This is a genomic window from Pseudomonas sp. GWSMS-1 (assembly GCF_049847425.1).
GTDB lineage: Bacteria > Pseudomonadota > Gammaproteobacteria > Pseudomonadales > Pseudomonadaceae > Aquipseudomonas.
Map to the genome: position 1 here is coordinate 729,196 of NZ_JBMHHV010000005.1, position 24,638 is coordinate 753,833.

The following is a 24,638-nucleotide window of genomic DNA, read 5'->3' on the forward strand; positions in this document are numbered from 1 at the left end:
GCCCCGCGCGCTGGATGCGGCGCACATCGACGTCGGCTGTAGGTAACGGCAGGCGTTGATGCGCGGGCAGGCTGTCGTGCGCAGGCAGTTGCGGTAACCACTGCTGCAACGACGTTCCGCGCAGTGCTGCGTCGGCATTCAATATCGTGGTTGCCGCCGCATTATGCCGCTGAATAAGCCCCTCTTCGTCGAGCAGCAACAGCCCATCGGCGCTGGCATCCAGCAAGGCGCGCTGCTCGCGAACCTGTTGTTTTAGCCGGCGTTGACGCCGTAACAACAGCGCGGTTAACGATCCTGTTAGCAGGAGTGCGAGGCCGGTAGCGAGCAGAGGCATGTGTGCAAGCACGTGGTTCACGTCTTTAAAGCGACTAGAGCGCGGCATTATGCACGTTGCAGGGGCGTTTTGTGGCGTTATGCCAGCGCTGTTTTGCAGGGTGGATTGTGGGCAACCTGAGCTGCGTGGGCGCATCAGTTGCGCTTTTGGCGAGCGGCCCCTGAGTCTTCTAATAAGGCGCTATTCACGTCATGCACGTGGTTGAACGCGAGGGTGGCTGGGTCCATGCTCGGTTTTTACCCACCGCCAGAGGCTCATCCATGGACGTCCTGCGTACCCCAGACAGCCGCTTCGAAAACCTACCCGGCTATGCCTTTGCCGCCCATTACCTCAGTGTTGATGACGGTGAAGGCCGCCAGTTGCGTGTGCATTACCTCGATGAAGGCCCGGCGGATGCGCCGCCGGTACTGCTTCTGCATGGCGAGCCGTCGTGGAGTTACTTGTACCGCAAGATGATCCCGATTCTGGTCGCCGCCGGCCATCGGGTTATCGCCCCCGACCTGGTTGGTTTCGGCCGTTCCGACAAACCGAGCAAGCGCAGCGACTACACCTATCAACGCCATGTTGACTGGATGCAGGCCGTGCTTGAGCAGCTCAACCTGCAGCACATCACCCTGGTGTGTCAGGATTGGGGCGGGTTGATTGGCCTGCGCCTGGTGGCGGAAAACCCACAGCGCTTCGCCCGCGTAGTCGCCGCCAACACCATGTTGCCCACGGGCGATCACAACCCCGGTGACGCCTTTAAGAGTTGGCAGGACTATTCGCAGAAAGTCCCCGAGTTTCCGGCCGGCGCGATCATTAACCGCGCGACCACGACCGAACTGCCGCAAGCGGTGATCGATGCCTACGACGCACCGTACCCGGACGAGTCCTACAAGGAAGGCGCTCGGCAGTTCCCCCTGCTGGTGCCGATTACCCCCACAGACCCTGCTGCCGAGAAAAATCGCGCCGCCTGGGCTGTATTGATGAAGTGGGATAAGCCATTCCTCACCGCCTTCAGTGACTCCGATCCGATTACCGCTGGGGGCGATAAAGTCATGCAGAAGCTGATCCCCGGTACCCAAGGCCAGGCTCACACCACAATCGTGAATGGCGGGCACTTCTTGCAAGAAGACCAAGGCGAAGTGCTGGCTGAGGTGGTGATCACGTTTATTGCCGACAATCCGCTCGCCGCCGATTGCTAACGCCTACGCCGTTTAACCCGGCTTGAGGCTAGTGATCAGCCGGCCAGAGCAGCGGCAGCACATGCTCGCGCAGCAGCGGTGCCAGGGTGGCTGGCGGTACGTCGCCGGGTGCGAGCCAGCGCAGTTCTTCCAGTTCGGCGGCGGCGCTTACGGGGTGGGGCAGGCGGGCTTGGAAAACGCTGGCGTCGATCCAGGTGTCGGCCTCATTGGCCGCTGCGGCGCGGAACTGGCCGAGTGGTTGCAGCGCGTCGGCTGGCAGGCTGAGGTTGAGTTCTTCTTGCAGTTCGCGGGTCAGCGCGGTGAGCGCATCTTCACCGGGCTCGGCTTTGCCGCCGGGCAGCATAAAGCCCTGAGTGTTGCGTTTACGTACCAGCAGTAAGCGACCGGCCTCATCGAACAGGCAGGCGGCGGAAATGGTCAATGTGGTCATGGCTTTCGCTTTGGCTGAGTGTGGTGCGTCAGTGCACGGAGCCGGAGGCGCGGCGTTCGTGTACCAGCGCCAGGGCGCGCTGGGTCATCTGGTCGAGTTGGCGGTCGCGCTGTTTCTCCGCTTCGCTCATGGCCTTCTTGCCGTGTTGCTTGAGCAGGTACGCGTGGATCTGCCGCACTTCGGCGGATTCGAAAATCGGCGCTAAGTCCTGCACCGCCACCAGGCCGTCTGAGCGATAGGCACGGGTGCTCATCAGCACCTGTGGGCCGTGCGCCGCCAGCAGCTGAAAGCCCATGGCCTCGAAGGTCGGCACTTTGCTCGCCACGCAGGCCAATTCGGTATGCGGGTGGCGGCGGGTTACCTGCTGCAGCATGGCGCGGGCCATGCCGTGGCGGCGCTTGCTGGTCTGCACGGCCATGTACGCCAGGGTGCAGGCCTCGGGGTCATCCTTCGCCGGCAGGTACAGGGCAAAGCCCAGCACGTGCGACGGGTCTTGATCATCCAGAGCGAGGATCAAGCGCGCGCTGCTCGCCTGGGCACTGTCCATGGCTTGCAGGTACAGGTGCATCTCGTAGCCGATGACGTATTGGTACAGCTGGTAGAGCGGATTGCTGGGCGTTAGCGACACCGGGCTGATGTCACTGAGGTAGTGCACCACCATCTGCAGCACCTGGCTTTTCAGCGACTCGGGCGGTGGGGTGTCCAGGTGTACGAGGGTGAACATCAGTCGGGCTCCGGGGCGTTAGCGGTGGCGGCATTGTAACGCCCTTGGCACGTGCCCGTTGCAGCGCGACGCTGACAACGCGCTGCGCAATCCATACGCCTCGGCGCAACGGTAGCTTCCCAGGGGCCAGGCTTCCTATATGATGCGCCACCCGCAAAAACCGCCCCTTAATCATCAGGTCACTATGTCCGTTAATGCCCTCTATACCGACCTGTCTGATTATTACGACCTGATGTGCGCTGATATCGACTACCAGGCGCAAAGCCGCTGCATCCATCGGCTGCAGCAGCTGTTTGGCAACGCCGGCTGCCGCCACCTGGATTTGGCCTGCGGAACGGGGCCGCATGTGCGCCATTTTCTTGATGCGGGCTACACCAGCAGCGGCCTGGATATCAACCAGCCGATGTTGGACAAGGCCGCACGCCGTTACCCGCAGGCGCACTTCTCGGTGCAGGACATGTGTGGTTTCAGCGTGAGCGAGCCGCAGGACCTGATTACCTGCTTTCTCTATTCCATCCACTACAGCGCCGGCATTGAGCGGCTAAAAGCCTGCATCGCCAGCGTGCATGCGGCGCTCGAAACCGGTGGCTTGTTCTGCTTTAACGCGGTTGATAAGGGCAAGATCGATAACAACCTGTTTACCGCGCACAGCGCGCAACATGACCACGGCTTATTCACTTTCAGCTCTGGCTGGCATTACCCAGGCGAGGGGGAGCGGCAGTTATTGAAGCTGCGGATTGAGAAGGTGACAGCCGGGCAAACCGAGGTGTGGCACGACGAACACCCCATGGTCGCGCTGAGTTTCGTCGAGTTGCAGGCGCTGCTACAGCCGTACTTTGAGGTGCATGTGCTAGCGCATGATTACCAGGCGATCATCCCCTGGGACGGGGCGTCTGGGAATGCACTGTTTGCCTGCGTAAAAATCGGCTGATCGTCCCCACGCCTAGCGCGGGAACGAGCGGGCCAAGGCTATTACTTGCTGCGTAAGTCGCTGACTTTGCCGTCAACCAAGCTGATGCGGTAAAACTCGCGGATAACGTTACCGGCGAACTCTAATTGCACGATGGACACATCGTTGAGGGTCGTCTCAATACCTGTAGGTTGCGCCTGATTCAGCTTGGCAACCAAAGTGTCGAGCCCAGCGTTCAGCTCGGCGGTGAGCGGGGTCATGCTGTATACCAAGGTGTTATGCGGGTTGTGCGCCAGCAGCGGTTGGCCGTCTTTGATGACGTTAACCCCGCTCACGCCTACCTGCTTAACCAGTGCTTTACCGGCGTCGCTCATCTTCGCGTAAACCGGGCCTGTCACCCTCGGCAGTGGGCCATCGCGCAGCGGTGCCAAGGCGGCCGTGGCGGCGGTGTTGTAGCTCATCATCTGCTCAAAGCCCGGCCCTTGTTTGATCACGCCTAGGTCAATCCACCAGGGCCGGCCGGCATCTTTGGCGGCTTCGGTTTTCGAGAAGGTTTTCAGCGTGATCATCAGCGGCGCTGGCGGCTTCGGCAGGGCGGCTAGCATTTTTTCCGGGGTGGTTGGGTCGGCGCTATGGATATGCACGACCGTGATGTGCGGAATATTGACTGTTTTCAACTCGCTGCTGAGCTTCTGCTCGCGCAAGGTCTGCTCCACCAGCGGCGTGACGTTGTTGTTGAGGGTTGCATTAACCGCTTCCGGCAAACGGTAAACCAGGCCGTAGGTGGCAACGTGCGGCCTGAAATCAGCCGACTCCAGCGAGCTGTTGTCGATTTCAGCCGCAGACAGGCTGCTGATGCTCAATGCACTGAGCAGTATTGAAGCAAGCAGCGTGCGGGGCAGGGTGAGGTTAGGCATGAGGGCTCCATTCGTTGGTTTATCCAGAATGTTCAGTGTCGAGTCTAGGTATGACAGGCCAGTGACATCGTCAGGTTCAGTGGCTCTGCTGCGCGTAGTTAGGGTTGCAGGCGTCTGCACTGTGGCGATTTGTCGGTGTGAGCGGCTGTGGCGACGCGAGGGCGTAAGCGCGCTGGCGTACAGACGTCAGCCACGCTTGTGTGCACTATGAAAACTCGTCCTCTATGTAATCGGGCAGCTTGCCAGCGCATTGCATAAGGCGTTGTACGGGAGTCACGCACATGAGCATTTCCAAACTGCTGTTCACTGGCATTCTGCTGTCCACCCTGGGCTTGAGTGGTTGCTCGAATATGTCTCACCAGGACAAAACCACCGCCGGCGGCGCGGTGGTCGGCGGCGTGGCCGGTAATTTGTTATGCGGCGGCGTGCTGTGCACCGGCGTGGGCGCTGCTGTTGGCGGAGTGATTGGTCACGAAGTGGGCAAAGACGACAAGAAAAAATAGCCAGAGGCCAGGCAGGCTTTAGCGAGTAGGGTGGATGACGCTTTATCCATCCACCGTTGCGGTGGTTGATGCGTTACAGGCTCACTCCCCAAAACCGCTCGCGGCCGGCTCCGGCGCAATGCACCAGTCTTCTGAATACACACCCTGTGCCACGGCGCGGTGAAAGCTCGAATAGGGCCAGTCCGCCAGCCGTTCGACATGCCCGTGTTTGAGGGGTTGTAATGGATGTAGTCGAAGTGGCGTTGGTAATCCCGTTCATCACGGATCAGGTGTTCCCAGTAGCGCCGTTGCCAGATGCCACGCTCGCGCCTGCGTTGTTGATTTATGGTGCGCGTCTCTGTGAGTGGCACGCGTTTGGCGAAGGCGAATTTGATGACCTTCCAGCGCAGCGCAAAGTCGGCATCGCCTGGCGGTAGCGTCCACATGCAGTGCATATGTTCAGGCAGTACCACCCAGGCATCGATATGGAAGGGATGCCGCAACCTTGTCGCGCGTACCGCCTCGCGTAACAGATCGATTTCACGGATCAGCAGATCGCTGCTGCGGTCACGCAGGTTGACGGTGAAAAAGTACGTTGGCCCTGGTACGCGGGCGCGGCGGTAGTTGGGCATGGCGGCTCATCCTTGAGCGGTTGGGTCGTTTAACCATGGTGGACAAGCTTCGCGTTGTCCACCCTACGGATGCCGCGCGTAGGGTGGATAGCGGTTTAACCATCCACCGTTGCGGTGGTTGTCCGGGCTACTTGCTGCCGCTGGTGGACGCTGGAGCGTCGAGGTCTGCATTCCCACGCGGAGCGTGGGAACGATCAAATAGTTGGGCATGACGGCTCATGCTTGAGCGTTTGGATATTTGAACCATGGTGGACAAGCTTCGCGTTGTCCACCCTACGGATGTCGCGCGTAGGGTGGATGACGTTTTATCCATCCACCGATGCGGCGCTTGTCCGGGCTACTCGCTCGATTTCACGGACCAGCAGATCGCTGCTGCGGTCACGCAGGTTGATGGTAAAAAAGTAAGTGGCCCCCGGTACGCGGGCGCGGCGGTAGTTGGGCATGGCGGCTCATCCTTGAGCGGTTGGGTCGTTTAACCATGGTGGACAAGCTTCGCGTTGTCCACCCTACGGATGCCGAGCGTAGGGTGGATGACGCTTTACCCGTCCACCGCTGCGGTGATTGTCCGGGCTACTTGCTTGAGCGGTGGGGTCGTTTAACCATGGTGGACAAGCTTCGCGTTGTCCACCCTACGGATGCCACGCGTAGGGTGGATGACGCTTTACCCATCCACCGCTGCGGTGATTGTTCGGGCTACTTGCTTGCTTTGGCTTCTACGCTCTGCCTTCCACAAAACGCTCAAACAACGCGGTCCCCGAATCCCGTCAGGAGGCCGAGTGGAGGTGCTGTGGAGAGGGGCGTTTGGCATGGATGCCAAACGAGGAACGATGGGCCAGGGATGGCCCACCGTGACGACCCTCGGAACAGCACCGGAGCGAGGGAAGTCTGGCGCAGCCAGACCCGGATGCCGGGTGTGCTTTCTCTTTGGTTACTTTCTCTTTGCACAAGCAAAGAGAAAGTAACTCGCCGTAAGGGCGAAACCGGTAGAAGCGGATGGTGGAGAAAATAAATCTGTCCTCATTTCTGCATCGAAATTAGTCTTCATGGTTGTTGCTGCGACTTCTTTTAAAAGTTACTCCGTCAGGTATTTTGGGCTGATGATATCCACTGCTGCTTTTTACAGTCGCATGAGCTAGTTGTTTCGGCTTTGTTTCTGTTTTGTCTCCGATTAGCTCTATTCCATTTGCTTCGGCTTGCATGCGTACGTAGCCGCGTAGCATTTTTTCCTTGTAAGAGTACATGCCTTTTTTGTGTTCGTCGGGGATTAGTATTTCCCCATGTGAGCTGTTTTTTAAACTTCTGATGCGAGTGCTGAATTTTTTATAGTCTAGAATTTGTTTGGGCTCCAGCGATTTTGCAATATGCTCGTATGATGAGTACATATCTTTGACGTATCTGTGAATCCATTCGGAGTCGGCGGTAGCCCATAGAACCTCTTCGAGGTCGCTTGTCCTTTGATTTATTGCGAGCTCGTAAGGTCTCTTTAATTCTGCTGAGATGCTTTGTATGGAGTCTTTAATTGCAAGATGATAGTGATCCCAAGAGACTTCTTTTGACTCTACTGGGGATTCATATACACGCCAAAGCAGTTTTTCTGTTATTAAATGGACGTAGTAAGGGTAGCCATCAGATACGGCTGCTATTCGAACGAGCATCTCATGGTCAACTGTTATGTCGAACTTTCTGGCGGCATTTATAACTATTGCCCAGCGTGCATCCCAGCTAAGCTTGGGTAGTTCAATGGTTTCCAATTGTCTGATTGCAGATTGGTGAGCGCCAAGAAGTGAATCAAGAGTTTTTGCTACTCCTGTGAAAATTATTTTTATGTTTATTCTTTTATCGCCAATTTGTTTTATTAGATCAGCAAATAGGTTTCTTTCGTGTTCGCATGAGATGCGATCAAATTCGTCAATGACTACAATCGGGTTTTCGGAGTGTATTTCTGCAGCCTCTATGAGGACCGAAATTGCATCTGCAGTTGTTTTTATTTCATTTGATAGATCTTTTGCAGAGCTTTCTTCTGAAATAACCGCTTTTAAAAATCTAAAATTAGCCTCTATTGAACTCTTTAACGTGCTTTTTTAAGTCTGCTAGTTTGCGTTGCCTTGTATGCGATGTTGGCAATTAACGAGGCGAGCGTTGTGTCAGGGCTGCAAGAGACATCTATGTATTCTGCGTCTGAGCTTTGATACTGATTGGCTGCTGTCGCTGCTAGAGATGATTTCCCAACGCCTCTGTCGCCATAAATGAAAACATGCCGGCCACCAGCAAATAGCGCCTTCTCAATTCGATCTAGTTCTTTTTCTCTGCCAAACAAATTCTCGATGCTATGGATTGGCTGGGCTGGATACACAGTGCTGCTTAAAAGTTTTCCGAAAGCGTGCTTGTCTAGACTATTAAGAGACATGTTTTTTCCTATAAAAAAGCCCCGCACTAGGCGGGGCTCTTAATTTAACTCGCCACCCCAAACATCCATTTCAGGTAAAGCGCTCTTAATCTCTTTAGTGAGTGACTGGAATCAATCCCAGCTCAACGCCCCACCGGTCTGATACTCAATAACCCGCGTCTCGAAGAAGTTCTTCTCTTTCTTCAAGTCCATGATTTCGCTCATCCATGGGAACGGGTTAGTGGTACCTGGGTACTCTTCCTTCAAACCAATCTGGGTCAAGCGACGGTTAGCGATGAATTTGAGGTAGTCCTCCATCATCGCCGCGTTCATGCCCAGTACGCCGCGCGGCATGGTGTCGCGTGCGTATTCGATTTCCAGCTGAGTGCCCTGCAGGATCATCTGGGTGGCTTCGTCTTTGAGCTGGGCATCCCACAGGTGCGGGTTTTCGATCTTGATCTGGTTGATCACGTCGATACCGAAGTTCAAGTGCATGGACTCGTCACGCAGGATGTACTGGAACTGCTCAGCGACGCCGGTCATCTTGTTGCGGCGACCCATGGAGAGGATCTGGGTGAAGCCGCAATAGAAGAAGATGCCTTCCAGTACGCAGTAGTAGGCGATCAGGTTGCGCAGCAGTTCTTTGTCGGTCTCAACGGTGCCGGTGTTGAAGGTCGGGTCGGAGATCGAGCGGGTGTACTTGAGGCCCCAGCTGGCTTTCTTCGCGACGGATGGAATCTCGTGGTACATGTTGAAGATCGCGCCTTCGTCCATGCCCAGCGATTCGATGCAGTACTGGTAGGCGTGGGTGTGGATCGCCTCTTCGAAGGTTTGGCGCAGGATGTACTGGCGGCACTCCGGGTTGGTGATCAGGCGGTACACGGCCAGGGCGAGGTTGTTGGCAACCAGGCTGTCGGCGGTGGAGAAGAAGCCGAGGTTGCGCATAACAATGCGGCGCTCGTCGTCGGTCAGGCCGTCTGGGGTTTTCCACAACGCGATGTCCGCGTTCATGTTCACTTCTTGCGGCATCCAGTGGTTGGCGCAACCATCCAGATACTTCTGCCAGGCCCAGTCGTACTTGAAGGGTACGAGCTGGTTGAGGTCGGCGCGGCAGTTGATCATGCGTTTTTCGTCAACGGCAACGCGCGCGGCAGTGCCTTCCAGCTCGGCCAGGCCTTCGGCGATGTCGAGTTGGTCAAGCGAGGCTTTGGCGCGGGCGACAGCGGCGCTGTCGTCGCTGGCTACGGCGCGGGCTTCAACAGCGGCAGCACCGCCGACCTGGTCGAGTTTGTCGATGCTCATGTCTGCCGTTTGGACAGAGGCTTTGTTGGCTACGGCGACTTCGGCGTCGTCGTCCTTGTCAAATTCATCCCAGCTCAGCATGGCTTGGCTCCTGCTTGCGGGCCGGTGAAATAACCGACCTGTGTGGATATACAGATTAATTGTGTTCCGTTGCGTACAGCGCGCAAGGGTAAAACGGGTGCCGCTGGTCGGGGTGGCTCTAATGACTGGCCGTTGCCCCGAGGCCCACGCCGGTGAGGGCGGGGGCTAGTAATGAGTGGGGAGGGCGGTGTTGCTTAGCCCTCTCCCGAGGTGTTGCTCTTGCTCTTGCTCTTGCTCGACGTCCGAGCGTGTAGCTGAGCGAGTAGTCGCAAGGCACCTGCTGGAGTGGAGCCCCTGAGCGTACGCATGTACGTGATGGGGGCCGCTCCGGCAGGTAACGCCGCGAATGCCGCTCAGATCCACGCGTTGCCGAACACCTTACTGGCAGGCTTCGCAGTCTGGTTCATCGATAGCGCAAGCCTTTGGCACTGGCGCTGGACCGGCGCTCATTTCCACTTCCGGCGCCTTGGCCGGTGCGGCGCTGAGGCCATCGTTGCCACCATTGGACACGGCATTCAGCTTGCCGGTGTTGATGGTGGACTTCTCGGTGCTGGTCGCGGCCAGGGCACGGAGGTAGTAGGTGGTTTTCAGGCCACGGTACCAAGCCATGCGGTAGGTCACGTCGAGCTTCTTGCCCGAGGCACCGGCGATGTAGAGGTTCAGCGACTGCGCCTGGTCGATCCACTTCTGGCGACGGCTGGCAGCGTCCACGATCCACTTGGTGTCGACTTCAAACGCGGTGGCGTAGAGGTCTTTCAGCTCTTGCGGGATGCGCTCGATCTGCTGCACGGAACCGTCGTAGTACTTGAGGTCGTTGATCATGACCGAGTCCCACAGGCCGCGGGCTTTGAGGTCGCGAACCAGGTACGGGTTGATCACGGTGAATTCGCCCGAGAGGTTCGATTTCACGTAGAGGTTCTGGTAGGTCGGTTCGATCGACTGCGATACGCCGGTGATGTTGGCGATGGTGGCGGTCGGTGCGATGGCCATGATGTTGGAGTTACGGATGCCTTTCTGCACGCGGGCACGAACCGGCGCCCAGTCCAGGGTTTCGTTCAGGTCGACGTCGATGTACTTCTGGCCGCGCTGTTCGATGAGGATCTGCTGCGAGTCGAGCGGCAGAATGCCTTGGCTCCACAGCGAACCCTGGAAGGTTTCGTAGCTGCCGCGCTCGTCGGCCAGGTCACAGGAGGCCTGGATGGCGTAGTAGCTGACCGCTTCCATCGATTTGTCGGCGAACTCAACGGCTGCATCGGAGCCGTATGGGATGTGCTGCAGGTACAACGCGTCCTGGAAGCCCATGATGCCCAGACCGACCGGACGGTGCTTGAAGTTGGAGTTACGCGCCTGCGGCACGCTGTAGTAGTTGATGTCGATCACGTTATCGAGCATGCGTACAGCGGTGTTGACGGTTTTTTCCAGCTTGGCGGTGTCCAGCTTGCCGTCGACGATGTGGTTCGGCAGGTTGATCGAGCCGAGGTTGCACACGGCGATCTCATCCTTGTTGGTGTTCAAGGTGATCTCGGTGCACAGGTTCGAGCTGTGCACGACGCCGACGTGCTGCTGCGGGCTGCGCAGGTTGCATGGGTCTTTGAAGGTCAGCCATGGGTGGCCGGTTTCAAACAGCATGGAGAGCATCTTGCGCCACAGGTCTTTGGCTTGGATGGTCTTGAACAGTTTGATCTTGCCGCCGTACTGGGTCAGGGCTTCGTAGTACTCGTAGCGCTCTTCGAAGGCTTTACCGGTGAGGTCGTGCAGGTCTGGCACTTCGGACGGGCTGAACAGGGTCCATGGGCCGTCGTCGAAGACGCGCTTCATGAACAGGTCAGGGATCCAGTTGGCGGTGTTCATGTCGTGGGTGCGGCGACGGTCGTCACCGGTGTTCTTACGCAGCTCGATGAACTCTTCGATGTCCATGTGCCAGGTTTCCAGGTAGGCGCAGACCGCGCCTTTGCGCTTGCCGCCCTGGTTTACTGCTACAGCGGTGTCGTTGACCACTTTAAGGAAGGGGACAACGCCCTGGGATTTGCCGTTGGTGCCCTTGATGTAGGCGCCCAGCGAACGCACTGGGGTCCAGTCGTTACCCAGACCGCCAGCAAACTTGGAGAGCATGGCGTTGTCGTGGATGGCGTGATAAATGCCCGACAGGTCATCCGGTACGGTGGTCAGGTAGCACGAGCTCAGCTGCGGACGCAGGGTGCCGGCGTTGAACAGGGTCGGCGTGGACGACATGTAGTCGAACGAGGACAGCAGGTTGTAGAACTCGATGGCGCGTTCTTCTTTCTGCTCTTCTTCGATGGCCAGGCCCATGGCCACGCGCATGAAGAACACCTGTGGCAGCTCGATGCGTACGCCATCCTTGTGGATGAAGTAGCGGTCGTAGAGGGTCTGCAGGCCCAGGTAGGTGAACTGCTGATCGCGCTCGTGGTTGATCGCCTGGCCGAGTTTTTCCAGGTCAAAGGTGCCTAGCACGGGGTTGAGCAGTTCCAGCTCAATGCCTTTGGTGATGTAGGCCGGCAGCGCTTTGGCGTAGAAATTAACCATTTCGTGATGGGTGGCGCTGACCGCGACGCCGAGGTAGTTCAGCGCTTCGGCACGGATGTTGTCCATCAGCAGGCGGGCGGTGACGTAGCTGTAGTTCGGCTCACGCTCAACCAGGGTGCGGGCGGTCATCACCAGGGCGGTGCTGACATCGCTCTGCGCGACGCCGTCGTAGAGGTTCTTCAGGGTTTCTTTCTGGATCAGCGCGCCATCGACTTCGGCCAGGCCTTCGCAGGCTTCGCGGATGATGGTGTCCAGGCGGCCCATGTCCAGCGGCGCAACCGTGCCGTCGAGGTGGGTGACGCGGATGCTTGGGTGCGGCTGAGCCGGGGTCTCAACGCTCTCGCGCTTACGCTCTTGGCTGCGAAGTTCGCGGTAGATCACGTAGTCGCGGGCGACTTTCTGCTCACCGGAACGCATCAGGGCCAGTTCGACCTGGTCCTGGATTTCTTCGATATGGATGGTGCCGCCGGATGGCATGCGGCGCTTGAAGGTGGTGGTGACCTGCTCGGTCAGGCGCTCAACCGTTTCATGGATACGCGACGAGGCGGCAGCGGTGCCCCCTTCAACAGCGAGAAAGGCCTTGGTGATGGCAACGGTGATTTTGTCATCGGTGTAAGGCACCACGGTGCCATTACGCTTGATCACGCGCAGTTGGCCTGGCGCGGTGGCGCTCAGGTTCTGGTTGTCAGCGGTGGCCTGCGGCGCGTCGGCCTGCGAGTTCTCGCGGGAGGTGTCGGTGTGCATGAAAGTCTCCGTTCTTCTGGTTTTAGAGGGGCGCTGAACAGTTGATCAGTGCGCCGTACCATCGTTCATTCCATTTCAACAACGCCGCACGAACAGCACTAGGCCGTTCGTTCGGGACTTGCAATCTGGGCAGGTAAGGTACGACTAAGTGCCTTCCTGGCTCTTCAAGTCTTGTACAGGCGTTCGACCTGTACCACTACATGTTGTGGCGCGTCGGGTATACGGCCTGTTCTGATCAAGGCGTCCACGCTCTTCTGGCGGGTGAGTGGCCTGATCTGGATCGGTGATGCTCAAACGCCCATCTAAGCTATTTTTTGCACTTTTTCAGTCCGGTGTCTGGACTGCTTTAGGGCAAATGTGCTTGTGTGATTCTGTGTGCTAAAACCCAATATGTAGGTGTTTGTCGCGCTGGGGATACAAGATAGTGCGGTGTAGGGGTGAAGGCAAGTTGATAAATCTGCGCCGCCTGTGGATAAAGCTGTGGGTTACTTTGGGGTAACTTTCGCAAGGCCGCGTAGTTGCTGGGGTTGCCCCCTATAGACCGTTCGTCGTCATGGCTTATGCTTTTTTAGCCACCCTTAAGGCGGTTTTTTAGTCAATCAGATAAACACAATATGTAGTCTTTTTGCCGGCGTGGCTGGCCTGTTGCCGTAAGCCGCCTTGGCGCGGTTTTTAAGGCGCTATGGCAGCTCGTTAAGGCGCCTGTAAGGGCAGCGCTGTGTAGGCCGCGTTGCTACAATGCCGGCGCCGTTTTGGCCAGGTGAGCAGTGCTAGGGAGTTATGTTGTGGAGCAGCAGTCGTGGCACATCCTTATTGTTGAAGACGACCAGCGCCTGGCCGAGTTGACCCGTGAGTACCTGGAGGGCAATGGCCTTAATGTGTCCATCGAAATGGACGGCGCCAAGGCGGCCGCGCGTATTTTGCAGGAGCAGCCGGACCTGGTGATTCTCGACCTGATGCTGCCGGGCGAAGACGGCTTGTCGATCTGCCGCAAGGTGCGTGGGCAGTACGAGGGGCCGATCCTGATGCTCACCGCGCGTACCGATGACATGGACCAGGTGCTCGGCCTGGAGATGGGCGCGGATGACTATGTATATAAGCCGGTGCGCCCGCGTGTGCTGCTGGCGCGTATCCGGGCGCTGCTGCGCCGCCATGAAAGCAGCGAGGTGCAGGTGCCCAGTGAGCGCCGGCGCTTGCAGTTTGGCCCGCTGGTGATCGACAGCGCCATGCGTGAGGCCTGGCTGGGCGAGCAGGGTATTGAGCTGACCAGTGCTGAATTCGATTTGTTGTGGCTGCTGACCTCCAACGCCGGGCGGATTCTCTCGCGCGAGGAAATCTTTAATGCCCTGCGCGGCATTGAGTACGACGGCCAGGACCGTTCCATCGACGTGCGTATTTCGCGTATCCGGCCGAAGATCGGTGACGACCCGATGCACCCGCGCCTGATCAAGACAGTGCGCAGCAAGGGTTACCTGTTTGTCGCCGAAGCGGCCGAGGCCATGGCATGAGCGGCGCGGTGATCCGTCCGTGAACTCGATCTTTCTGCGCATCTATGGCGGCATGCTGGCCGTGCTGGTGCTGGTGGCATTGCTTGGCGTCGGTGCGCTGCAGCTGCTCAACGACGTGCGCGTGGATCAATACCGCGAACGTCTGGCCCAAGGCACCTTCCGCCTGATGGCCGATAACCTCACGCCGATGGTGGAGGTGGAGCGGCGCCGGGCCGTTGCGGTGTGGGGGCGTTTGCTCGGTGTGCCCATGCGGGTCACCGCGCTGGCTGAGGCCGGCCTCGACAGCAGTGCGCGCAACAATCTGCGCCGCGGCCAGGTGCTGGTGCAGCAAACCGGCCCGCACGAAGCGCGCATATACAGTCAGTTGGGTGAGCAGCCGTTGCTGCTGGTCGCCGATGTGCAGCAGGTCAGTGAGCAGCTGGCGCGCGCCACCAGTTTTTTGCTGATTGATGAGCTGGTGCGCTACCCCTGGGATGAGCAGCCAAGCCGGCTGGCCGCGCTCAAGCGCGATAAACGCTTCGGCTTCGACTTGCGCCTGGTACGCCTCGATCAGGCCGACCTCGACCCCGACCAGCGCCGCCGCGTGGACGAGGGCGATACGGTGATGGCCTTGGGCCGGGGTGGTGACAGCATTTATGTGTTCTCCGGCATCGTCGACACGCCCTGGGTGCTGGAAATCGGCCCGCTGTATCAGATGGACCCTTACCCGGCGCAGTGGTTGGTACTGATCGGTGCGCTGAGCCTGAGTCTGATCGGCTTGATGGTTTACCTGCTGGTGCGGCCGCTGGAGCAGCGCCTGAGCGATCTGGAAGGCGCGGCCACGCGAATTGCCAGTGGCCGCTTGGATGCCCGTGTGCCAACCCGCGGCACCGATTCGGTCGGACGCCTGGCGGCGGCCTTTAACGCCATGGCCGAGCACTTGCAGCGCTCCCTGAGTATTCAGCGCGAGATGGTCCGGGCGGTATCGCATGAGCTGCGCACGCCAGTGGCGCGGCTGCGCTTCGGCCTGGAAATGATCGGCGACGCGGAAACCGATGCGGCGCGGCGTAAATACATGGAGGGCATGGATAACGATATTCAGGACCTCGACAAGTTAGTCGACGAGATGCTCACCTACGCGCGCCTGGAGCAGGGCGCGCCGGCGCTGAACTTCCAGCAGGTCGACCTGAATGAGCTGATCGATCAGGTGATCACCGAGTTGGCCCCGCTGCGCGCCAGTGTGCGGGTTGAGCACGGCCCTTCACGCGACGCCCTGGATGGTGGCGGTGCCTGTGTTGAGGCCGAGCTGCGCTACCTGCACCGCGCTCTGCAGAACTTGGTAAGTAACGCCATGCGCCATGCCGAGTCGCGCGTGCGGGTGAGTTACCAGATCGGCTCGCAGCGTTGCCGGGTGGATGTCGAGGATGACGGCCCCGGTGTGCCGGAAGAGGCTTGGGAGCATATCTTCACCCCCTTCCTGCGCCTGGACGACAGCCGCACCCGCGCCTCGGGCGGGCATGGTCTGGGGCTGTCCATCGTGCGGCGGATCACCTACTGGCACAGCGGCCGCGCGCAAATCAGCCGCAGCGAGAGCCTGGGTGGGGCGTGCTTTACCCTGATTTGGCCGCGTAAGCAGGGGTGAAGCAGCCTGGATGCAATCAGGGCTACGGAGTGCTTTCAGCCTCGTAGGGTGGATGGCGCTTTACCCATCCACCAGCAGCAATGGTGGATGAAAACAGCGTCATCCACCCTACTGTGCGGGTCAGCTTTAGAACGGTGCCGAGCACTCGAAGCGCATGCGCTCGCCCGTCTGCGGGTGGGTCAGGCTGAGCATGCTGGCGTGCAGGCACAGGCGCGGGTAGGCGGCCAGGGCTTGTTCGTGGGCGTAGAGGCCGTCACCGAGTAGCGGGTGGCCGATGGAGAGCATGTGCACGCGCAGCTGGTGCGAGCGGCCGGTGATCGGCGTCAGCTCGACGCGGCAATACTCGGCGTGGCGCTCCAGCACCTTCCAGTAGGTCAGCGCATGTTTACCTTGCTCATGGTCGACCACGTGGCGCGGCTTGGTCGGTGGGTCGTAGCGCAGGGGCAGGTCGATGCTGCCGCTGTCCAGTTCCGGTTGGCCCCAGCACAGGGCGGTGTAGGCCTTTTCAGTTTCGCGGTCGTGGAACTGGCGCGACAGTTCGCGGTGGCTGTCGGCGTCACGCGCCAGGACGATGATCCCTGAGGTTTCCCAGTCCAGGCGATGGACGATGCGTGCTTCCGGATAACCGTTCTCCTGCAGGCGGGTGACCAGGCAATCACGGTTATCTTCCGCGCGGCCGGGCACCGAGAGCAGCAGGGTGGGCTTGTTGATCACCAGCAGGGCGGCGTCCTGATGGAGAATTACGATATTCGACAGCGGCATGGGCATTCCACAAATAGAAACGGCGGCCAGGGCCGCCGTTTCGGGGTGTTAGACAATCAACGATCGGGCAGGGTGATGTTGAGTTCCAGAATGGAACAGCTGCCTTGGTTTTCCAGAGCGACCTGGACTTGATCCGAGTCGATGTTGACGTACTTGCGGATCACCTCGACCAACTCTTGCTGCAGGGCCGGCAGGTAGTCCGGCTGGCTGCGCTGGCCGCGCTCGTGGGCGACGATGATTTGTAGGCGCTCTTTCGCGATGGACGCTGTGGTTTCTTTTTTGCGTTCACGAAAGAAGTCAAAAATGTTCATTCACGACCTCCAAACAGGCGTTGCATGAATCCCTTCTTCTGCACATCGAGGAATCGATGCGCCACTTCCTTGCCCAGCAGGCGGTCAACCGCGTCGCTGTAAGCTTGGCCTGCATCACTCTGGTCGTCGAGGATCACCGGTACGCCCTGGTTCGAGGCCTTGAGTACGGCTTGCGACTCAGGGATCACGCCGAGCAGGCGGATGGCGAGGATTTCTTCAACGTCTTCAACGCCGAGCATTTCGCCTTTGACTACGCGCTCAGGGTTGTAGCGGGTCAGCAGCAGGTGTTCCTTGATAGGCTCTTCGCCCTTCTCGGCGCGGCGCGATTTGCTTGCCAGCAGACCGAGCATGCGGTCGGAGTCACGGACCGAGGAGACTTCTGGGTTGGTCACGACAATCGCCTCATCGGCGAAGTACATGGCCAGGTGCGCGCCTTTTTCGATGCCGGCTGGCGAGTCGCAAACCACGTATTCGAAGTTCTCGCGCAGTTCATTGAGGACTTTTTCAACGCCTTCTTCGGTCAGCGCGTCTTTGTCGCGGGTCTGGCTGGCGGCCAGCACGTAGAGGTTTTCCAGGCGCTTGTCTTTGATCAGCGCCTGCGACAGGGTGGCTTCGCCATTGACCACGTTGACGAAGTCATACACCACGCGGCGCTCGCAACCCATGATCAGGTCAAGGTTACGCAGGCCGACGTCAAAGTCGACGATGACAGTCTTGTGCCCGCGCAGGGCAAGGCCGGTACCGATGGCAGCGCTGGTGGTGGTTTTACCAACGCCACCTTTGCCGGACGTAACAACGAGGATCTTGGCCAAGGTGATTCACCCTAAAATGTAGAGATAACGCAGGTTCCATGGCCTTTTTCAGGCTTCCGGCTGCCCTGTTTGAAAGTGGCGGCAGTATCCGTCAAAGGCGGGTGATGTTCAACACGTCACCCGACAGGCAGACATGCACCGCCTCGCCCCAGAGCGGGTCGCGGCGCAAGTCTTCGGCGACTTTATAGTGGCCCGCGATGGAGAGCAGCTCTGCGCCCATTTGTTGGCAGAAAATCCGCGCCTTAAGGTTGCCCTTGATGCCGGCTAACGCACGGCCGCGCATGGGGGCGTAAACATGGATGTTGCCATCGGCGAGAAGTTCCGCGCCGGCGCTGACGGGGGCTAAAACGATCAGGTCGCCGCCCTGGGCATAGACTTGTTGGCCGCCACGCACTGGGCTGGTGATGATTTTGCTCGGTTTGAACTCCGGCTCAGCCGGCTTTTCCGGTTTTGCAGGGGCCAGTTCAATAGGCCGTTCACGCGCACCGGACGGCGGCAGTACGGGCAGGTCCAGTGCTTGCGCGGCGTTTATATCGGCTTCGCGGTTGGCGCGGACTGCCAGGGTGCGCAGGCCGTGCTTGCGACAGACGGCCATCAGCTCGGCCAGGTCGAGGGCGCCTTCGCTTTCCGGGAGTTTGTCGAGGGCCAGGATCAGCGGGGTGTTGCTGAAAAAGGCGGGGGCCTGGGCGACTTTTTCGCTGAGTTGCAGGTCGAGGCGGGTGAGGTCGTTGTGCGCCAGCTCCATGACGGTGATGGCCAGCATGCTGCCTTTTAGCTGGAATACGGGGTCTTGCTCGAGAAGATCAGCTTGGCTCATGGTCTGCCTGATACGGCCCTTGTTTAGAAACTGGGGGGAAAGTAAGCCGGTCTTATAGCGAGAACGCCGCGCGCTCGCAAGTTGCGTGCGGCGAAACCAAGGCTCAGGGAAAGTCCTGATAGAATGCCGCGCTTTATTGCGTGCCTCGGACCTGCTTTATGGATCGCCCTGTTTTCCGTGCTTATTTCCTGCATCCGCGTTTCTGGCTGTTATGGCTGGGGTTAGGCTTGCTGTGGCTGGTCGCGCAGCTGCCTTATAAGGTGCTGCTGGGGTTGGGGCGCTGCCTGGGCGCGCTGATGTACCGCCTGGCCAGCGCGCGGCGCAAGATCGCCGCACGCAACCTGGAGCTGTGTTTCCCGCAGATGCCCGCCGCTGAGCGCGAGGCGTTATTAAAGGAAAACTTTGCCTCCACCGGGATTACCTTTTTTGAGATGGCCATTGCCTGGTGGTGGCCGGCTGAGCGTTTGCGTCGCCTGGGTACGATTGAGGGGTTGCAGCACCTGCGTCAGGCCGAGGCCGATGGGCAGGGAGTGATTCTCATGGCGTTGCATTTCACCACCCTGGAGATGGGCGGTGGCCTGCTCGGCATGGCCCAGGACATGTATGGGATGTACCGCCCGCACAAGAATCCACTGTTCGACTATGTCCAGCGCCGTGGCCGCGAGCAGCGTTTGCTGGGGGTGATTGGTCGTGATGATGTGCGCGGCATGCTCAAGCTGCTGCGCGCCGGCGGGGTGGTGTGGTACGCGCCCGATCAGGATTACGGCGCCCAGCGCAGCGTGTTTGTGCCGTTGTTTGGGGTGCCGGCGGCTACCGTAACGGCCACCAGCAAGTTCGCGCGCATGGGGCGGGCCAAGGTCATTCCGTTTACCCAGCAGCGCTTGCCTGATGGTCAGGGGTATCGCCTGGTGATTCATCCGCCGCTGGCGGACTTCCCAAGTGAGAACGAAGAAGCTGACTGCCTGCGGGTTAATCAGTGGATCGAGCAGGCCATCAGTGCGTGCCCTGAACAGTACCTGTGGGCGCATCGGCGTTTTAAGACCCGCCCCGAGGGCGAGCCGAAGCTGTATAAAAAGAAGCGCTAAGCCCATGCCCCTCTAGCGGGCACAGCGGTTAAGTCGGCTTTCTTGGCGTTTGATGGTTCCGTGTGCGCCTGGCCGGCTCCTATACTGGCGGAAAAACAGTGGGAACTCGCCAATGCCGCACACGGCTTCAACCGATCAGCCAGTCACCGGGCTGATTCTCTCCGGCGGTGGTGCGCGGGCGGCCTATCAAGTAGGTGTGCTGGCTGCCATCGCTGACCTGCTGCCCAATGCTGCGCACAACCCGTTCCCGGTAATAGTCGGCACCTCTGCGGGGGCGATTAATGCGGTGGGGCTGGCCTGTGGTGCGTTGCACTTCACTGAGGCGGTGCGCCGGCTGACGAGTGTTTGGCAGGGCTTTCACACCCATCAGGTGTATCGCAGTGATTGGCCGGGTGTGTTGCGCCAGGCCAGCCGCTTTATCGGCCACAGCCTGCTGGGGTTGGGTGGCCCGGTGCCAGTGGCGCTGCTCGACAGCGCGCCGCTGGCCAAACTGTTGGCGCGTGAGTTGGATTTCAGTGGTATCTCCGCCGCCGTACGGCATCGTCAGCTGCGCGCGGTGGCCGTCACCGCTTTTGGTTACGAGAGCGGCCAGGCGGTGACCTTTTATCAGGGCCGCGCCACCATCAATCCGTGGTTTCGTCATCGGCGAGTCGGTGCGCCAACCCGTCTCGCGCTTGAGCACCTGCTGGCCAGTGCGGCGATCCCGTTGATTTTCCCGCCGGTAAAGATCAACCGCGAATACTTTGGCGACGGTGCGGTGCGTCAGTCCGCGCCGATCAGTCCGGCCTTGCACTTGGGCGCCAGCCGGGTGTTGGTGGTGGGGGTCAGCGACAACCCCGTGGGGATGCAAGCTCAGGTGCCGGTGATGCGCCCTAAGCAAAGCCGCCCGCCCAGCCTGGCGCAAATCAGTGGGCATATGCTCAACAGCACCTTTATCGATAACTTGGAAAGCGACATCGAGATGCTTGAGCGGCTCAATCAGATGAGTCGTTTGATTCCCGCCGAGCGCCACCCGCGTGGCCTGGGGCTTAAGCCGGTGGATGTATTGGTGATTTCCCCCAGTCAGCCGCTGGACCTGATCGCCGCCCGTCATCGGCATGAGCTGCCCAAGGCGCTGCGCCTGTTTCTACGTGGGCCGGGGGCGACCAAGGCCAGTGGTGCAGGGGTGCTGAGTTACCTGCTATTCGAGCCGGGTTACTGCAACGAATTGATCGAGCTGGGCTATCAGGACGCCATGGCCCAGAAAGCCCGCTTGATCGAGTTTCTCAGCCTCGACAGCCCGCCCGTGCCAGCCGGGGTCGCTGAGCCGGCCTGAATAGGGCGGCGTCTTGAATGGCTGCCAGGGATGGCCGGCGATAAAAATCCTTCACAGTCGCGCGGATAAAACCGCGCCAAGGGTGGCAGGCTGCATTTAAACTGCGCCTTCACGATGCTTTCTGTCGCATTTGCGAAAGCAGTGGTTTCCCTCGGGTCGGCGCTATAAGAAGTTGTCGCATGGCGGCAATGCCGGCTCTGGATCAGTCCCTACAATCCGTCACGTCGCCTGCTAGTCAATGCAGGTGTTCCTCGTTAGGAGAGCTTAGATGTCTGTTCAGCACGACCCGGTGCAGCGCGCCGATTTCGACCAAGTGATGGTGCCCAACTACGCACCCGCAGCCTTTATTCCAGTACGCGGCGCCGGTTCGCGTGTATGGGATCAAAGCGGTCGTGAGCTGATCGACTTTGCCGGGGGCATCGCCGTCAACGTACTCGGCCACGCCCATCCGGCGCTGGTTAACGCCTTGACCGAGCAGGCCGGCAAACTTTGGCATGTGTCCAACGTGTTCACCAATGAGCCGGCGCTGCGCCTGGCCAAGAAGCTGATTGACGCCACCTTCGCCGATCGCGTGTTCTTCTGTAACTCCGGCGCCGAAGCCAACGAAGCCGCGTTCAAGCTGGCCCGTCGCGTGGCCTTCGATAAGTTCGGCGAAGACAAGCACGAAATCATCGCCGCGACCAACAGCTTCCACGGTCGCACCCTGTTTACCGTCAGCGTCGGCGGTCAGCCGAAGTATTCCGATGGTTTCGGGCCGAAGATCCAGGGCATCAGCCACATTCCGTACAACGACATCGAGGCACTCAAGGCCGCGGTATCGGACAAAACCTGCGCCGTGGTGCTGGAGCCGATTCAAGGTGAAGGCGGCGTGCTGCCGGCTGACCTGGCTTACCTGCAAGCGGCCCGCGAGCTGTGCGACAAGCACAACGCATTGCTGGTGTTCGACGAAGTGCAGAGCGGCATGGGCCGCAGTGGCGAGCTGTTCGCCTATATGCACTACGGCGTGACCCCGGACATCCTCTCCAGCGCCAAGAGCCTGGGCGGTGGTTTCCCGATCGGCGCCATGCTCACCACCACTGAGCTGGCCAAGCACCTGGCGGTCGGCACCCACGGCACCACTTACGGCGGTAACCCGCTGGCCTGCGCGGTGGGTGAGGCAGTGATCGACACCATTAACACCCCTGAAGTGCTGGCTGGCGTGAAGGCCAAGCATCAGCGCTTTAAAACCAAACTGGAGCAAATCGGCCAGCAATACGGCGTATTCAGTGAGGTGCGCGGTCTGGGCTTGTTGATCGGCGCGGTGCTGTCCGATGCCTGGAAAGGCAAGGCCAAGGCGATTCTCGACGCCGCAGCGGAAGAAGGTGTGATGGTTCTGCAGGCCAGCCCGGACGTGGTGCGCTTTGCCCCAAGCCTGGTGGTGGAAGACGCCGATATCGATGAAGGTCTGGCGCGCTTAGAACGTGCTGTGGCCACGTTGACCCAGGCCTGATTGCCGGCCTGAGCCGCCGTAATAACGGTGGCTCAGGCTGTGCCCGCTCGACCCAGGACGGGTTGAGCTAAACAGCAAGGACGCCCGTCTCTGTGTGTGCCGCGGCCTTGGCTTGCGGTTTTCTCTGAGTCGCTCGTGAGAGCCTCTTGGAGCTTTTATCCAAAGGAGTGACACCATGCTGGTGATGCGCCCCGCGCAAATGGCCGACCTCACTGAAGTGCAGCGTCTCGCCGCGGACAGCCCGGTTGGTGTGACTTCACTGCCCGACGACAGTGGCCGTCTGCGTGAAAAGATTGCCGCTTCGGAAGCCTCGTTTGCCGCCGAAGTCAGCTTCAACGGTGAAGAAAGCTACTTTTTCGTGCTTGAAGACAGTGACAGCGGACGTCTGGTGGGCTGCTCTGGCATCGTCGCCTCGGCCGGTTACTCGGAGCCGTTTTACAGCTTCCGTAACGAAACCTTCGTGCACAACTCTCGCGAGCTGAAGATCCATAACAAGATCCACGTGCTCTCGCTGTGCCACGACCTGACCGGCAACAGCCTGCTGACTAGCTTCTACGTCGAGCAACCGCTGGTGAACACTGTCTGGTCCGACCTCAACTCGCGGGCACGCTTGTTGTTCCTGGCCAACCATCCGGAGCGCTTTGCTGATGCCGTGGTGGTGGAGATCGTCGGTTACAGTGATGAGGCCGGCGATTCGCCGTTCTGGGATGCGGTAGGGCGTAACTTCTTCGACATGAACTACACCGAAGCCGAGCGCCTGTGTGGCCTTAAAAGCCGCACCTTCCTCGCTGAATTAATGCCGCATTACCCCATCTACGTGCCGCTGCTGCCGGACGAAGCCCAGGAAGCCATGGGCCAGGTGCATCCGCGGGCGCAGGTCAGCTTTGACATCCTCATGCGCGAAGGCTTCGAGACCGACCATTACATCGACATTTTCGATGGCGGCCCGACCGTGCATGCGCGCACCTCGGGCATTCGTTCGATTGCCCAGAGCCGCGTAGTGCCGGTGCGGCTGGCGGCTGAGAAGGCCGAGCCGAGCAAAGGCGGGCGGTCGTACTTGGTCAGTAATGGTCAGCTGCAGGATTTTCGCGCGATTGTCGCGGAGCTGGATTGGGTCCCGGGTAAGCCGGTCACCCTGAGTGTTGCGGCCGCCGAAGCCCTGGGCGTCGGTGAGGGCGTCAGTGTTCGCCTGGTTGCGGTTTAAGGAGTTAGCGCATGATCGTTCGTCCCGTTCGCAGCACCGATCTGCCGGCTCTGTTTCAACTGGCACGCAGTACCGGCGCTGGTTTGACTACGTTGCCCGCCAATGAGGAGCGCCTGGCGCACCGCGTTGGCTGGGCTGAAAAAACCTTCCGCGGTGAGGCCGCCCGCGGCGATGCCGACTACCTGTTTGTGCTCGAAGACCACAATGGCGAGGTGGTCGGTATTTCTGCTGTCGCCGGTGCCGTCGGCCTGCGCGAGCCCTGGTACAACTACCGGGTTGGTTTGACCGTCAGCGCCTCGCAGGAACTGAATATTCATCGGCAGATTCCCACCCTGTTCTTGGCCAACGACCTGACCGGCAACTCCGAGCTGTGCTCGCTGTTCTTGCGCAGCGACCAACGCAGCGGGCTTAACGGTCGGTTGTTGTCGAAGGCACGCTTTCTGTTTATCGCCGAATTCCGTGAGCTGTTCGGCGACAAGGTGATCGCCGAGATGCGCGGCATGTCTGATGAGCAGGGGCGTTCGCCGTTTTGGGAATGCCTGGGTCGGCACTTTTTTAGAATGGAATTCAGCCAGGCGGATTACCTCACCGGCGTCGGCAACAAGGCTTTTATCGCCGAGCTGATGCCCAAGTTTCCGCTCTACACCTGCTTCCTTTCCGAGGATGCGCGCAACACCATCGGCCGCGTACACCCGGACACCGAGCCGGCGCTGGCCATGCTTAAGGCTGAAGGTTTCAGTTATCAGGGCTATGTCGATATTTTCGACGCGGGCCCGGCCATCGAGGCGCAAACCGCGAAGATCCGTGCGGTAAAGGACAGCGAAGTGCTGGTGCTGGCCATCGGCACGCCAGGCGATGACGCCACGCACTACCTGATTCATAACCGCAAGCGCGAAGACTGTCGGATTACCGTCGCCCCGTCGCGCCTGGCCGCCGGCACGCTGGTGGTTGATGCGCAAACTGCCAAGCGCTTGCAGCTGTCTGCGGGCGATCAAGTGCGCGCGGTAGCGGTCTCCGCTCGCGGCTAAAGGCTACGCGCCGCTG

Annotated in this window: 21 protein-coding genes and 4 pseudogenes; 10 read left to right on the plus strand and 15 right to left on the minus strand. The window is 59.7% G+C overall.

The window, feature by feature from the left end:
* Positions 1-85: 85 nt before the first annotated feature.
* A pseudogene (locus ACEPAJ_RS06785) lies at positions 86-469 on the minus strand (PAS domain-containing protein); the annotation flags it as partial.
* Between the two features lie 125 nt (positions 470-594).
* Between ACEPAJ_RS06785 and ACEPAJ_RS06790 the strand changes: the two are divergent.
* Entirely contained in the window at positions 595-1,518 is a 924-nt protein-coding gene (locus tag ACEPAJ_RS06790; protein ID WP_425914245.1) for a haloalkane dehalogenase, read from the plus strand.
* A 28-nt stretch (positions 1,519-1,546) separates the two neighbouring features.
* Here ACEPAJ_RS06790 and ACEPAJ_RS06795 read toward each other — a convergent pair whose 3' ends face one another.
* Positions 1,547-1,948, minus strand: a complete 402-nt coding sequence (locus tag ACEPAJ_RS06795) for an NUDIX hydrolase (RefSeq protein WP_425914246.1) — start codon at positions 1,946-1,948, stop codon at positions 1,547-1,549.
* 28 nt (positions 1,949-1,976) lie between these two features.
* Positions 1,977-2,672 carry a GNAT family N-acetyltransferase gene (locus ACEPAJ_RS06800; protein WP_425914247.1) on the minus strand — a complete coding sequence of 232 codons (696 nt, stop codon included), beginning with the start codon at positions 2,670-2,672 and terminating at the stop codon, positions 1,977-1,979.
* Positions 2,673-2,856: 184 nt separating this feature from the next.
* Between ACEPAJ_RS06800 and ACEPAJ_RS06805 the strand changes: the two genes are divergently transcribed.
* Positions 2,857-3,603 (plus strand): class I SAM-dependent DNA methyltransferase, encoded by a 747-nt coding sequence (locus tag ACEPAJ_RS06805; protein WP_425914248.1) that lies wholly within the window; start codon positions 2,857-2,859, stop codon positions 3,601-3,603.
* Positions 3,604-3,644: 41 nt separating this feature from the next.
* Here ACEPAJ_RS06805 and ACEPAJ_RS06810 read toward each other — a convergent pair whose 3' ends face one another.
* Positions 3,645-4,499, minus strand: a complete 855-nt coding sequence (locus tag ACEPAJ_RS06810; protein ID WP_425914249.1) for a hypothetical protein — start codon at positions 4,497-4,499, stop codon at positions 3,645-3,647.
* 281 nt (positions 4,500-4,780) lie between these two features.
* On the opposite strand from ACEPAJ_RS06810, the gene ACEPAJ_RS06815 reads away from it, so the two are divergent.
* The gene (locus ACEPAJ_RS06815; protein ID WP_425914250.1) at positions 4,781-5,002 is read left to right on the plus strand and encodes an osmotically-inducible lipoprotein B; all 222 of its coding nucleotides are present in this window, start codon (positions 4,781-4,783) and stop codon (positions 5,000-5,002) included.
* 81 nt (positions 5,003-5,083) lie between these two features.
* Here the strand turns inward: ACEPAJ_RS06815 and ACEPAJ_RS06820 are convergent.
* The 7 genes and pseudogenes from ACEPAJ_RS06820 to ACEPAJ_RS06850 form a co-directional block, all read right to left on the minus strand.
* Positions 5,084-5,613, minus strand: a pseudogene (locus tag ACEPAJ_RS06820) (REP-associated tyrosine transposase).
* 317 nt (positions 5,614-5,930) lie between these two features.
* Positions 5,931-6,056 (minus strand): annotated as a pseudogene (locus ACEPAJ_RS06825) (REP-associated tyrosine transposase); the annotation flags it as partial.
* Between the two features lie 591 nt (positions 6,057-6,647).
* Positions 6,648-7,364, minus strand: coding sequence for a hypothetical protein (locus ACEPAJ_RS06830; RefSeq protein WP_425914251.1), 717 nt, complete (start codon positions 7,362-7,364; stop codon positions 6,648-6,650).
* Positions 7,365-7,391: 27 nt separating this feature from the next.
* Positions 7,392-7,673: pseudogene (locus ACEPAJ_RS06835) on the minus strand (AAA family ATPase); the annotation flags it as partial.
* A gap of 8 nt (positions 7,674-7,681) precedes the next feature.
* Positions 7,682-8,020: an ATP-binding protein gene (locus tag ACEPAJ_RS06840; RefSeq protein WP_425914252.1), complete on the minus strand. Its 339-nt coding sequence runs from the start codon at positions 8,018-8,020 to the stop codon at positions 7,682-7,684.
* Positions 8,021-8,131: 111 nt separating this feature from the next.
* Positions 8,132-9,382, minus strand: a complete 1,251-nt coding sequence (locus ACEPAJ_RS06845; protein ID WP_322947989.1) for a ribonucleotide-diphosphate reductase subunit beta — start codon at positions 9,380-9,382, stop codon at positions 8,132-8,134.
* A 378-nt stretch (positions 9,383-9,760) separates the two neighbouring features.
* Positions 9,761-12,670: a ribonucleoside-diphosphate reductase subunit alpha gene (locus ACEPAJ_RS06850; protein WP_425914253.1), complete on the minus strand. Its 2,910-nt coding sequence runs from the start codon at positions 12,668-12,670 to the stop codon at positions 9,761-9,763.
* Between the two features lie 785 nt (positions 12,671-13,455).
* On the opposite strand from ACEPAJ_RS06850, the gene ACEPAJ_RS06855 reads away from it, so the two are divergent.
* A complete protein-coding gene (locus tag ACEPAJ_RS06855; protein WP_425914254.1) occupies positions 13,456-14,178 on the plus strand; it encodes a response regulator in 723 nt (240 codons plus the stop codon).
* A 19-nt stretch (positions 14,179-14,197) separates the two neighbouring features.
* The gene (locus tag ACEPAJ_RS06860) at positions 14,198-15,799 is read left to right on the plus strand and encodes an ATP-binding protein (RefSeq protein ID WP_425914255.1); all 1,602 of its coding nucleotides are present in this window, start codon (positions 14,198-14,200) and stop codon (positions 15,797-15,799) included.
* 126 nt (positions 15,800-15,925) lie between these two features.
* Here the strand turns inward: ACEPAJ_RS06860 and ACEPAJ_RS06865 are convergent, their stop codons facing one another.
* The 4 genes from ACEPAJ_RS06865 to minC form a co-directional block, all read right to left on the minus strand.
* The gene (locus tag ACEPAJ_RS06865; RefSeq protein ID WP_425914256.1) at positions 15,926-16,561 is read right to left on the minus strand and encodes an RluA family pseudouridine synthase; all 636 of its coding nucleotides are present in this window, start codon (positions 16,559-16,561) and stop codon (positions 15,926-15,928) included.
* A gap of 56 nt (positions 16,562-16,617) precedes the next feature.
* Positions 16,618-16,872: a cell division topological specificity factor MinE gene (gene minE / locus ACEPAJ_RS06870; protein ID WP_025165363.1), complete on the minus strand. Its 255-nt coding sequence runs from the start codon at positions 16,870-16,872 to the stop codon at positions 16,618-16,620.
* Positions 16,869-17,684: a septum site-determining protein MinD gene (gene minD / locus ACEPAJ_RS06875; RefSeq protein ID WP_425914257.1), complete on the minus strand. Its 816-nt coding sequence runs from the start codon at positions 17,682-17,684 to the stop codon at positions 16,869-16,871. The genes minE and minD overlap by 4 nt, the downstream gene beginning before the upstream one ends.
* Before the next feature lie 91 nt (positions 17,685-17,775).
* On the minus strand, positions 17,776-18,501 hold the full coding sequence (minC, locus tag ACEPAJ_RS06880) for a septum site-determining protein MinC (protein ID WP_425914258.1): 726 nt from the start codon (positions 18,499-18,501) through the stop codon (positions 17,776-17,778).
* Positions 18,502-18,659: 158 nt separating this feature from the next.
* Here minC and ACEPAJ_RS06885 point away from each other — a divergent pair, with 158 nt between their 5' ends.
* From ACEPAJ_RS06885 to astA, 5 genes are all read left to right on the plus strand, one after another.
* Positions 18,660-19,586 carry a lipid A biosynthesis lauroyl acyltransferase gene (locus ACEPAJ_RS06885; RefSeq protein WP_425914259.1) on the plus strand — a complete coding sequence of 309 codons (927 nt, stop codon included), beginning with the start codon at positions 18,660-18,662 and terminating at the stop codon, positions 19,584-19,586.
* Between the two features lie 112 nt (positions 19,587-19,698).
* Positions 19,699-20,901 carry a patatin-like phospholipase family protein gene (locus ACEPAJ_RS06890; RefSeq protein WP_425914260.1) on the plus strand — a complete coding sequence of 401 codons (1,203 nt, stop codon included), beginning with the start codon at positions 19,699-19,701 and terminating at the stop codon, positions 20,899-20,901.
* 268 nt (positions 20,902-21,169) lie between these two features.
* Positions 21,170-22,390 (plus strand): aspartate aminotransferase family protein, encoded by a 1,221-nt coding sequence (locus ACEPAJ_RS06895; protein ID WP_425914261.1) that lies wholly within the window; start codon positions 21,170-21,172, stop codon positions 22,388-22,390.
* Between the two features lie 175 nt (positions 22,391-22,565).
* Positions 22,566-23,594: an arginine/ornithine succinyltransferase subunit alpha gene (gene aruF / locus ACEPAJ_RS06900; RefSeq protein WP_425914262.1), complete on the plus strand. Its 1,029-nt coding sequence runs from the start codon at positions 22,566-22,568 to the stop codon at positions 23,592-23,594.
* Between the two features lie 11 nt (positions 23,595-23,605).
* The gene (gene astA, locus ACEPAJ_RS06905) at positions 23,606-24,622 is read left to right on the plus strand and encodes an arginine N-succinyltransferase (RefSeq protein WP_425914263.1); all 1,017 of its coding nucleotides are present in this window, start codon (positions 23,606-23,608) and stop codon (positions 24,620-24,622) included.
* Positions 24,623-24,638: the final 16 nt, after the last annotated feature.